A 10,943-nucleotide genomic window follows, 5' to 3' on the forward strand; every position below is an offset into this window, starting at 1 on the left:
TGGCGTGGGTGTATGCGGGGCGCGAAGCCCTGCATAAATGTTTGCCCGCTGCCCGCTGCGTTTTGCTGCTGGCGAAATCCAGCATACTGTATGTATAAAAGCAAAAAAAAGAAAGGAAAAAACTTATGAAAATAATACAGCAAGACAAAAAAGTAATCGCGTGCATCGGCAAAGACGATACAAACGAGCGGAAAATCATAGAAATGATAGAAAACGTTCAAGATGATGGCATTACAGATTTTGAGGTTGATGCTGAGAACCCAAGGCTTTATTCAAAAGACGGGCTTTTGTATGGCAAAAAGAAGATGATGCTTAATGGAAAAGCAAGGCTTACGTTGATTGCCGTGCCGCCAGACAAGAAGGGAACTGTAGAAATTGCTCCCGGTACAGAAATGATTGCTAGCGATGCGTTTACAGACAGTAAGGCTTCAAAAGTCATACTGTCAAAAACTGTAACGGCAATCACTCCTTATGCATTTAATAACTGCGAAAACCTGAAAGAGGTCGTATTAAACAAAGGTCTCACACATATTGATGAATGTGCATTTCGTAGGTGTCCTTTGCTTGATAATATCACCATCCCTGATACGGTATTGGATATTATGGCTAATGCATTCTGCGAGAGTCCTCTCCGAAACCTGAAGTTTCAGAACCGCCCGCAAAAATGCAATAACCGGCTTAAGATTGCATACGGTGCTTTTGGGTGGTGCCATGCTGAGGAGATAGAGCTTCCGTACAGGCTGGTCTCACTTTCGGATAATAACTTTCTCAAGGTCAGAAGGGTAGTAATAAACTGCTATGACACATCAGATATTGAGTCAATACTTAATGCTTTGATTGTCAGAAATTTCGTACCTCTTGATGAGGCCTCGGACTACTATGACCCAAGATGTAACTGTGCTTTGGAGGTATGCATTGGTAGTGTGAATGTATATATCCCCAAAATAATGGATGGGTATGTAAAAGGAAAATTCCTTGAAAACATTTCTGATGCAATGCAGCTTGTCGAAAAGCCATTAAATGAGAAGCTGCATGACCTGCAGATGTATGCTCTGGATGCGGCAGAGACTCCTTTTGATGCGTCATATGATGCATTGATGAAGGTGTATTGTAATACTGAAGACAGAGAAATAAAAGAAAAAGCAAAAAAAATACTAAAAACACACAGTCAAAATATCATATTGACGTTCTATAAGTCTGGAGATTCAAAAAAGCTGATGGATTACATGAAGCTTGGCCTGCATAAGCTGGAAGATATTGAGGTTGTTTTGGAAAACGATTTCAGGACTGATGCCGCTGATATGAATGCGTGTATGCTACAGGCGCTTGGAAACAGCCTCTGTAAACAGAAGTTTTTGCTCTGAGCCGCGAATGCGGCGCTTCTTTTTTGCCGGCAGAAGAGTAGTTGTGGCTGCCGCGGTATTTGTCGGCAACAGAAGTTTTGTGTTTTGCGGCTGGCGTCGGGAGTAGCTTGCTGCAGCCGCGGCTTTTTTGAAACACCTGCCGGAAGGTGCTGTCTGAAAAGCAAAACGTAGTTTTGCGATGCAGTCCAGGCTGCAAGCCTGGCGGTGGTGTTTGCGGGGCGCGAAGCCATGTATATTTGTTTGCCCGCTGCGTTTTGCTGCCGGCGAAATCCGGCATATTGGATATATAAAAAAAATAAGAAAGGAGACAAAAATATGTCTTGTACGATTTGTGGTTATGGTTTTCCAATTGCTGATGGAGATGCGGTAACGCTGGACTTTGAAAAAGCAAAAGAGTTTTTAAAAAAGCATATCGGGTCATTCGGTCAGACGGATGAGGAAATGCAGATTCTGGATGCCTTAGAGCATGCTGAAAGCGAGGATGCGGAAGAAGATGAACTGGAGGATGTCATGTATGACATTGAAGATTCATTTGAAGACGAAGAAACTGGTGATACTGGTTTTGGAGCTGTCTTGGCTGTAATAATGCGACGCGAGACCGGGATTAACTTTAAGTTCTACGCTGCAGAGAATGACCTCGGGACGCCGCCGGCGATTCTGTGGGTTCCGATGTATCCGTGGATGCTGAACAAAAAAGAAAAAGGAATTACGGAAAGCGATTTGTGTCAATAACCCGCGCCCGAGGTAAACCTCGGACGGGGCTTGCAAAAGAATAAATTATTTTATTTCCACTTTTGTTTAGCCCTGTTACAGTTTACGGAAGGTTGTTGGCTGTAAATCCTTATGTGGTAACGCCGGTGGTTACCCCGTCGTTATCACATAAGCCTTGCAGTCTTATTGATTAGCTTCAGCAGCTAACGAAGCCTGCCAAGCCAGGTTAGGTAAATCTTTAGCTGCTACGTTACCGGTAAAATAGGCACCGTGGAATGCTCCTCAAGTTTCACGCTCTGCGGTATGCTGTTAAACATCTCTTAGGGTAGGAGAAGTGCAGTATGCGCTAAACTATCGGATAACATTGGCGATGAGGACAACCGATTCTGAGTAGGCGCCGACTTGCCGGAGCCGAAAAGATAGAGAACCTGTATGGGCTGCTTTTAAGTATCTTCGGATGTTTGAAAGCATCTGGTGCAGAAGGCGTAAGCCACCCCGGCTTGCCGGGAAAATATAAACACAAAGGAGGGCAGCTTATGTCAGTTGCAGTCATTAGTAAGACAGGCGAAAGATTGATGCCAACAAGTGAATACAGAGCACGTAAGTTGCTCAAATCAGGCAAAGCAATAAAACATAGTTATCATCCGTTTACCATACAGCTTACTGAAAGGGAAACTGGAGATATCCAGCCAATAGAACTTTGTATGGATACCGGATATATACATATAGGAACATCTGTAAAATCAGAGAAGCACGAATATCTGGCAGAACAGATTGACACGTTAACAGACGAAAGAGGCAGACATGATGCATGCCGTATGTATCGAAGACAGAGGCGGAGCAGAAAAAGATACCGTCAGGCCCGTTTTAACAATAGAAAACGAGACCAGGGATGGATTGCTCCATCATTAGAGCATAAGAAAAAGATACATATTCAGGCAATTTCACGTATTAATAATGTAATGCCAATTACAGATATTACGCTGGAAATGGGAAATTTTGATACTCAGGTATTAAAAGCTAAGGAAGAAGGCAAGCCTTTGCCTCAGGGCGCAGATTATCAGCATGGTGGACGTTACGGCATCGCGACACTTCGCGAAGCAGTTTTTTCTCGTGATAGTTATAAATGCCAATGTTGCGGAAGAACAATAAAAGACGGAGCAATACTCCATATTCATCATATTAAATACAGAAGCCAAGGCGGAACTAACAGTATGTCAAATCTGGCTACAGTATGCGATAAATGTCATACGCCGAAGAATCATAAGCCAGGAGGAAAACTATATAATTGGAAACCAAAGCTTTCATCCTTTAAAGGTGCAACCTTCATGACTGCGATACGATGGCAGCTTTACAATGAAGTTAAAGCTTTATTCCCTGATATCGATATCCACATTACATACGGAGCAGCAACAAAAGAACGGCGCCGAGAACTGGATATTGATAAATCGCATGTCAATGATGCTTTTGTTATGGGGCAGTTTCGTCCAAAACATCGTATCAAAGCAGTTTTTTACAAGAAGAAACGGAGGAATAACAGATGCCTTGAGAAGTTCTATGATGCGAAGTATATTGACAGTCGCGACGGAAAGAAACGAAGCGGTCAGGAATTATTTAATGGTAGGATTAACCGTAACCACAAGAAAGATTCCGAAAATCTGCATCAGTATCGGTTACAAAAAGTAACCGCTGGAAAAAGAACTGTTAGGAAACAGCATTATAAAATTCAGCCTCACGATATAGTCATATACGAAAGCAGAAAACGCGAGACTGCAGGATGTCACTGTAATGGAACACGGATAATGCTACTCCCTGATAAGAAATCTGCATCTATTAAAAAAGTTAAAATATACAGATATGCTGACGGTTATTTTAAATCAGCATTTAATTAAAAGGAGGAAGCAGGAGGAATGCGCTGAAAAAAGATGATTTCTGCAGGAAGTATATGGATGAACTTGAAATCTATTGTGACCCGGAAGAGATGGAGCTAGAATATTACAACTGAAAAACAAAACATTGTGCCCGAGAAACTCTCGGGCGTTTTTCTTTGCCGGCAGAAATTTGGCATATTGGATATATAAAAATCAACCAGAAAGGGAGCAAAAAAAATGAAAAAAAGAATTGAAGAAGATGGTGTGGTTTATACCATAGATGCAACCAGCGGTAACTGTATTGATATTGATGTGAAACCAGGTGTTGAAGAAGTAAGCTTCGGAGCTTCATTTGGTCGTGAGTATCTGCTTGGTGACTGCAAAAAGGCATTTCCTGACGTCAGGAAAATCGTGATTGATTACAGTGTATATGATATTGATATTCCCAATACATTATTTCCGAATGTGAAAGAAGTGAAGAATAATAATTACTACGGAAAATACACAAAGAACGGAAGCGTGCTTCTAAGGAATGACAACGGCCAGATTTTGACAAACGTTTTTGGTAGGAAGGAAGACGAGACCGTAGACCTGAAATATGCAACTAAGATTGATGATGACGCTTTTTCTGGATGTATGGCTACAAAAATCATTAATTCAGGAAGTATTACATCATGTGCAAAACATGCATTCAGAAATTCAGCAATTGGAGATTTAAAACCTGAACCGGCTGGAGCAGTCATTGCCGGGTCTATTATTGTTAATATTGATGAAACTGCTGAAAATATTATTCTTCCTGACAAAAGATTATCATTGACGGCGATGCGAGACGGAATTAATTTCGACAAGGTTAAGAGTGTTATAGCGCACCGAGCGCAGACTGTGATTAATCTACGGCATAAGCTGCCAGTTGGTATAAAAATTATTTTAAAAGATAAATCTTATATTACAGACGAGCAGCTGTCAGAGTGGAGTCCTTTTCCAATTTTGGAATTGACTGAAGAAAATCCGTATTATTCTACGAAAGATGGATGTCTTCTATCAAAAGATGGGTTGGTTTTAGTTAAATATCCATCGGCTATTTCTGGAACAGTACATATTCCTGATGGAATTGAAACTATTACATCGTATGCATTCATTCTCAGTGAGGCTGAGGAGGTATATTTTCCTGATTCACTGAGGGTCTTGATGCCGAAGTGTTTCTGTCTGTGTAATAAATTACAAAAGGTAGATTTTGGACATGGCATTGAGGAAATAGGCATTGGACATGATTGCAGGTTGTTTATGCAATGCAGCATGCTTCATGAGATTGAAATTCCGTCGCAGGTTAGAATAATTGGAGAAAGTGCATTTCTTGAAACATCAATCAGCAAAGTGACTTTTAATGAAGGACTGACGCAAATTATGGATTATGCGTTCAAGCAGAGTTGTATTAAGGAGGTTACACTGCCAGCATCGTTAAAATATATCGGAAGACAGAGCTTTCCTGGTATGGATAGCGTCACACTGTCATCGGATAACATGCCTTATGGTATCGCAGAAGCAATAACGTCAAATACGATACCAGATAACAGCCCTATATATATTAAAATCAAAAAGCCAGCTGCAACGGTTTTCATGCCAAGATATATTGTTACAGCAGATGCTGTCACATTAGACACACGGCTTGCAATCCCGTCATTCAGAGAAAAATGCGAAGAATTACTGTATGATTATGGAATGCAGCCGGAAATCAAGTGGAAGACTGCGATAAAAACAATGAAAGAATGCCCGAACGATGCAGTTAAAACATATCTCAGAAGAGTCAGTAAGAACATTATCGCAATGTACATGGAATTAAATGATGAGACTGGACTGATTGATTTTATCAAGCTTGGTATCATGACACCAAAAGCATTAGATGATACTTACAAAAAAGCAAAAGAAAAAGGTCTCACAACTGTGATGGCGTACATCTGCGAAGCACAGAAAGATATAACAGGCGGGAAATCATCATTTTCACTTTAATTTTTAAGTCTGGCCGGAATTTTTCCGGCCGTTTTTTTTTCTTTGTCGGCAGAAATTTGACATATTGGGTATATAAAAAATAAAAAGAAAAGGAGAGGCAAAAAAAATGAGCCGCGATAGAGATGAAAAGTATATACATAAAAACAAATTGGAAACTGAACCAGAAAGAAAAAAGAAATTCGGAAAAGAATTTGCTGAGATTCCGAAAGGTAAGCGCTACGTGGAAGAACTGGAACCGCTGCTTGGCGCAGTGATTGTTCTGGAATGTGATGACTGGGTGTTTATCCCCGGAGAGCTTGGCGGTATGCCATGCGAGAAGCTACTGCTGAAATCTGTGAAGCTGGTCAAGTGTCCGGCGAGCAGAATGGTTGAATGCCCGGTGGAAATCTCCAAGAAAATCTGGACGGCTGTGGACGCGGATTTCAGGGAACGCCTTGGCCTGGAAGGAGAAAAAGAAAAATCCAAATCCGGCATACATGGAAGGACTCCGATTCATGTTCGCGGAATTGTATATGAACATAAGGTCTTTGTCGACGGGATTAATGGCAAATTCGTAAAGAAGAATATTGGATTCCAATGTTTTTCAATGTGGAAAGTTGGAGACAGGTAGTAGCAGACGCCGGCGAAGCCGGCGGCTGCCTTTTTTGTAAAAAGAAAAAAATGGCTCTAAAAAACGACAAAAAAGAAAAATGTTCGGCATATTAGATATGTAAGTGGGAAGGCGCTTAAATACTAAAAATAGGAGGCAAAAAAAAGATGAAAAGAAATTGGAAACTGATTAATTCCATCGTTAAAACTATCGCAGAAAGCGATAAGGATATCTTTGGAGTCAATGATTTCAAATCTGCTGAGGTTAGCGAAGAAGAAGTTAAGTATACCCTGAAACTGATGCTGGACAGAGGGCTTGTTTTCGATGAAACAACCCGGTATGGCGTTGTACAGGTTGGGCAGCTGACATGGATGGGGCAGAACTACTACGAAGATAAGGGCCATCAGAAGATGTGCGAAAGACTTTAAGAAAAAATCTCACGCCTGCAGCTTTTGCTGCAGGCTTTTTCTTTGGACGTGCCACTTTCCTCCGCGTTTTGCATATTAGCCTTGAGCGAAAAAATCCGCAAAAAATAAGGGTTTTTGAAATTCGCGGCATATTACATGCAGAAAAACAAAAAAAGGAGACAAAAATATGCCAAGCGTAGAAGAAAAGGTAGAAGAATATTTCAAGAAAATTCTTGATGCAAATAAAGTAAGACATTATGGAAAGACAGAAAAAATGAACCCGGCGATTGCAAATGCGCTTAAAAACGCTGACAGCAAGTCGGGCGGCAGCGGGTGTAATTTCCCTGACATCCAGATGATGCTGGAAAATAGTAATGCGAGAAGAATTCCCGTAATGGTGGAAGCAAAAGGAACAAAAAACAAGCTGGAAAAAAGGGATAAATCCGGGGTAATCATTGGGGTTACTTATTATGACAAAGACGGAAGGCCCGGAAAAGACGGTAAGCCGGTACATCTGAAAGGCGAGCCAAATTACAGTGCAATTAAGGATTATGCAGTCAATGGTGCGGTACATTACGGAAACGCAATTTTGGACGAAGGCACTTATAACGAGGTAATCGTTGTCGGGATTAACGGGACAGCGTTGGATGATGCTGGTGGCGTGGCTGATGCAGAATGCAAGGCTTACTACATTTCAGAAAAGAACAACCGGATTCCGAAGTTAATTGAGAAAATTACGGCCGATGACTGGTCATTATTTAACCCTGATAATGTTGATGGGCTGTTCAGGGTTCTTGACAAGCTGAATTTGACCGATGCAGAGATTGAGGAACTGACACGAAGAACAGAGGTAACATTGGAAGAGAAAATCAAGTCAATGCATCAGAGCATTTACGATGATATGCAGCTGAAGACGGCACTTTCCACGAATGAAAAACTGTATCTGTTCTGCGGACTGATTATGGCAGGATTGAGGACAAACGGAGTGAAGACTCTGGAAGCAAAAGACTTTTGCGGGAATGATAACGACAGAAATAATGATGGTACATATATACTGAGCAATATTGAGGCTTTTCTGCATGCGAAACACTGCGATGCGGAAAGAGTCAATATGGTGATTGGCCTTCTGGAAGGTGTGTTTAAAAAATCAGTGCTCTGGAAGCCGAAAAACGGCATCAGCCTTTTAAGGACACTGTTTGAACAGGTAAAAAGAGATATTATTCCCTGCTTGGAAAGTAATTTACATCTTGATTTCACTGGCAAAATCTTAAATTCTTTGAATGACTGGGTAAATATTGAAAATGATTCTGAAAATGATGTCGTTCTAACACCGCGATATATCACACAGTTAATGACTAAAATGTGCAGAACTGATATGAATAGTTTTGTATGGGACGCTACAATGGGAAGCGCTGGATTTCTTGTAAGTGCTATGGACCAAATGATAAAAGACGCAAGAGCAAAAATTATTGATAAAAATGCATTGAATGAAAAAATCCGACATATTAAAGAAAGCCAGATTCTCGGTATTGAGATTCTTGGAAATATTTATATTTTGGCGGTGTTAAATATGATTTTAATGGATGGAATTGGAGCAAATGTGATTAATGGTGATAGCCATGGATTTAAACTTCCGAATGATTTTCCAGCAAATGTATTTCTTTTAAATCCTCCATATTCTGCACCAGGTAAAGGATTCTGCTTTGTAGAAGAAGCATTAAAGCAGATGACAAAAGGATATGCTGCAATTTTAATTCAGGACAGTGCAGGAAACGGGCAGGGGCTTCCTTATACGAAAAGGATTCTGGAACATAGTACTCTGGAGGCAAGTATTAAAATGCCATCTGGACTTTTTGGAAATAAGGCTTCGGTAAATGTGTATATCTTTTTATTTAAGGTAAACAGACCACATGAAGAAGATGATATTGTAACGTTTATTGATTTCTCTGAAGATGGGTATTCAAGACAGAACCGCAAGAAATCCACTCAGGAAGTCAATCTGAAAAACACTGACCATGCCGAAGAACGATATGCCGAGGTGCTGGCTCTTACAACCGGTAAGATGCCGAAAACACACTACTACACGGAGGAAAATGAGAAAGTGATTAAAGATACGATTACGCTGAATGGGGATGATTGGTTGTTTTCACAGCATCAGGTTATTGATTTAATACCAAGCAAAGAAGACATCAAGGAAGTAATTTCTGATTACTTGAGTTTTAAAGTTAGCCAATTAATGAGCAAATGAGGTTATCCATATGAGGTATGAAAAATATAAATTAAATGAACTGGCAAAAATTGAAAAAGTTAAAGGAAAACCTTTAAGTAAATATGAGAAAGGCGAGACTCCGTATGTTACGGGGTCTCAGTCAAATAATGGTGTTATAGGTTATGTAACTGCACCTGAAACTGACATAAGTAAAGGAAATTGTATTGTCGTAGACCCGATTAAGGGCTTATGTATGTATCAAGGAGCTGATTTTGTTGGAAGAGGCTTTTCTGGCGCATCTATCAATGCCTTATATATTGAAAATATGGATGAAATAAGCGCAATGTTTATCATTGCCGCTATTAAAAAAGTTTCTTTAAAGGTTGCTTCATATTCATATCTTTTTAATAGTAGTAAACTTGCAGAAGCAGAAATAATGCTTCCAACACTTGATGCCTTAGATGCTGATTCTCCATATTCAAGTAATGGGTATGTGCCTGATTGGAAATATATGAAGGACCGCGTGGCGGAACTTGAAAAGGACCGCGTGGCGGAACTTGAAAATTATTTAATTGCATCCGGATTGAACGATTACAAATTGACAGAAGAAGATAAATCTGTTCTGGCTGCAAAATTGGTAGATGGGGGGGGGAGGACACTATCACAAAACTCGATATCTACAGATGGCTGCTTGAAAGAGGGAAGAAAGTTTAAGATTGACGACCTTTTCAAAAAAGAAAAACTTGGATGGATTACAAACAGGAAATTTAATAAAGAAAAAGATGTTTCAAAAGAACAAACAAAAGAATTTGACCTGCCGCTCGTAAATGCGAAAGACGGAAATAATGGCATTATGTATTACGGAAGAAGCAGCGATTTTTCATCTGTTGATGGTGGTATTGATATTGTAAGTAATGGAGCAATATCAACGGGAAACGTATACCCTCAGTCGCATAAGATAGGAGTTTTGTTTGATGCATATATTGTTAATCTAAAAAATGGTATGAAGAATGAATGCTTGTTAATGTATCTTGCCGCATCAATTCAAAAATCAATCAAGCCAAGATTCGGTTACAGTAATAAAGCGGTGTGGAGCAAAGTAAGAAAATGTAATATCTGCCTCCCCATACAGACCGACGACTCCGGAAAACCAGTCATTGATGCCGGTAAAACTTATAGCCCGAAAGGTTATATCCCTGATTGGGAGTATATGGAAAAATACATAAAAGCAACTGAAAAAGAAATTATCAAAGAAGTTGTCCTGTACAAAGATGAGGTCATTGCGAAGGCGAAGGAGATTACGGGAGAAAAAGAGGTGGCTTGGTGAGCGAAATAAGAAAAATACTGGAAAAAGAACTGAGCAAAAGCGGCGGCCGGGCGGAACTGGTGAAGGTTCCGCCGGAGAGAAGACCGAATAGGGAATCGCTGGACAGGCTGAACCGGGATGTGGAAGGACTGGTGAGGATGACTGGGAATCAGGTTGCAAAGTGAGGAGAGAAATAGAAAAAAATGGAATAAAAAAGACAGAGCGAATGGGAAACCCGCGCTTGACTTTGATAGCGCGGGGGAGTATGATATATATAAATATAGGAAGCCGTGCAAACGGTCTATCCCCTAAACGATAATTTGAGTTTCAGCTTAAGCTGCCGTCTAGTTCCAGTAGACGGCGGTTTCTTTTTTTTGTGAACTACTCGGCAATTAAATTACCGAGCATCTGATGTGCGGAGCCTGGGCCCCGTAGATTCAGGGTGGGTCCATACCACCACTACTGTTTTTTACGCAGCT

At 40.5% G+C, this 10,943-nt stretch carries 9 protein-coding genes; all 9 read left to right on the forward strand.

Going from position 1 to position 10,943, the window contains the following annotated elements:
- Window positions 1-125: 125 nt before the first annotated feature.
- The 9 genes from AB5026_RS14645 to AB5026_RS14685 all read left to right on the forward strand — a co-directional run bounded on the left by AB5026_RS14645 (window position 126) and on the right by AB5026_RS14685 (window position 10,649).
- On the forward strand, window positions 126-1,364 hold the full coding sequence (locus AB5026_RS14645; RefSeq protein ID WP_368213640.1) for a leucine-rich repeat domain-containing protein: 1,239 nt from the start codon (window positions 126-128) through the stop codon (window positions 1,362-1,364).
- Between the two features lie 228 nt (window positions 1,365-1,592).
- The gene (locus AB5026_RS14650; protein WP_368213642.1) at window positions 1,593-2,096 is read left to right on the forward strand and encodes a hypothetical protein; all 504 of its coding nucleotides are present in this window, start codon (window positions 1,593-1,595) and stop codon (window positions 2,094-2,096) included.
- Window positions 2,097-2,611: 515 nt separating this feature from the next.
- Window positions 2,612-3,967 (forward strand): RNA-guided endonuclease IscB, encoded by a 1,356-nt coding sequence (gene iscB / locus AB5026_RS14655; RefSeq protein ID WP_368213643.1) that lies wholly within the window; start codon window positions 2,612-2,614, stop codon window positions 3,965-3,967.
- Window positions 3,968-4,183: 216 nt separating this feature from the next.
- Window positions 4,184-5,953 carry a leucine-rich repeat domain-containing protein gene (locus AB5026_RS14660; RefSeq protein ID WP_368213645.1) on the forward strand — a complete coding sequence of 590 codons (1,770 nt, stop codon included), beginning with the start codon at window positions 4,184-4,186 and terminating at the stop codon, window positions 5,951-5,953.
- Between the two features lie 106 nt (window positions 5,954-6,059).
- Entirely contained in the window at window positions 6,060-6,563 is a 504-nt protein-coding gene (locus AB5026_RS14665; protein ID WP_368213646.1) for a hypothetical protein, read from the forward strand.
- Between the two features lie 146 nt (window positions 6,564-6,709).
- Window positions 6,710-6,970 (forward strand): DUF2513 domain-containing protein, encoded by a 261-nt coding sequence (locus tag AB5026_RS14670; RefSeq protein ID WP_368213647.1) that lies wholly within the window; start codon window positions 6,710-6,712, stop codon window positions 6,968-6,970.
- 166 nt (window positions 6,971-7,136) lie between these two features.
- A complete protein-coding gene (locus AB5026_RS14675) occupies window positions 7,137-9,197 on the forward strand; it encodes a class I SAM-dependent DNA methyltransferase (RefSeq protein WP_368213648.1) in 2,061 nt (686 codons plus the stop codon).
- 10 nt (window positions 9,198-9,207) lie between these two features.
- A complete protein-coding gene (locus AB5026_RS14680) occupies window positions 9,208-10,485 on the forward strand; it encodes a hypothetical protein (protein ID WP_368213649.1) in 1,278 nt (425 codons plus the stop codon).
- Entirely contained in the window at window positions 10,482-10,649 is a 168-nt protein-coding gene (locus AB5026_RS14685; protein WP_195657159.1) for a hypothetical protein, read from the forward strand. The genes AB5026_RS14680 and AB5026_RS14685 overlap by 4 nt, the downstream gene beginning before the upstream one ends.
- Window positions 10,650-10,943: the final 294 nt, after the last annotated feature.

The sequence above is a fragment of the Blautia sp. RTP21359st1_E11_RTP21359_211015 genome (genome assembly GCF_040910705.1).
Classification (GTDB): Bacteria; Bacillota; Clostridia; order Lachnospirales; family Lachnospiraceae; genus Blautia_A; species Blautia_A fusiformis.

Coding starts and splice junctions, on each gene's coding strand:
- AB5026_RS14645 (WP_368213640.1), top strand. CDS start 126: ATGAAAATAATACAGCAAGACAAAAAAGTAATCGCGTGCATCGGCAAA.
- AB5026_RS14650 (WP_368213642.1), top strand. CDS start 1,593: ATGTATATTTGTTTGCCCGCTGCGTTTTGCTGCCGGCGAAATCCGGCA.
- iscB (WP_368213643.1), top strand. CDS start 2,612: ATGTCAGTTGCAGTCATTAGTAAGACAGGCGAAAGATTGATGCCAACA.
- AB5026_RS14660 (WP_368213645.1), top strand. CDS start 4,184: ATGAAAAAAAGAATTGAAGAAGATGGTGTGGTTTATACCATAGATGCA.
- AB5026_RS14665 (WP_368213646.1), top strand. CDS start 6,060: ATGAGCCGCGATAGAGATGAAAAGTATATACATAAAAACAAATTGGAA.
- AB5026_RS14670 (WP_368213647.1), top strand. CDS start 6,710: ATGAAAAGAAATTGGAAACTGATTAATTCCATCGTTAAAACTATCGCA.
- AB5026_RS14675 (WP_368213648.1), top strand. CDS start 7,137: ATGCCAAGCGTAGAAGAAAAGGTAGAAGAATATTTCAAGAAAATTCTT.
- AB5026_RS14680 (WP_368213649.1), top strand. CDS start 9,208: ATGAGGTATGAAAAATATAAATTAAATGAACTGGCAAAAATTGAAAAA.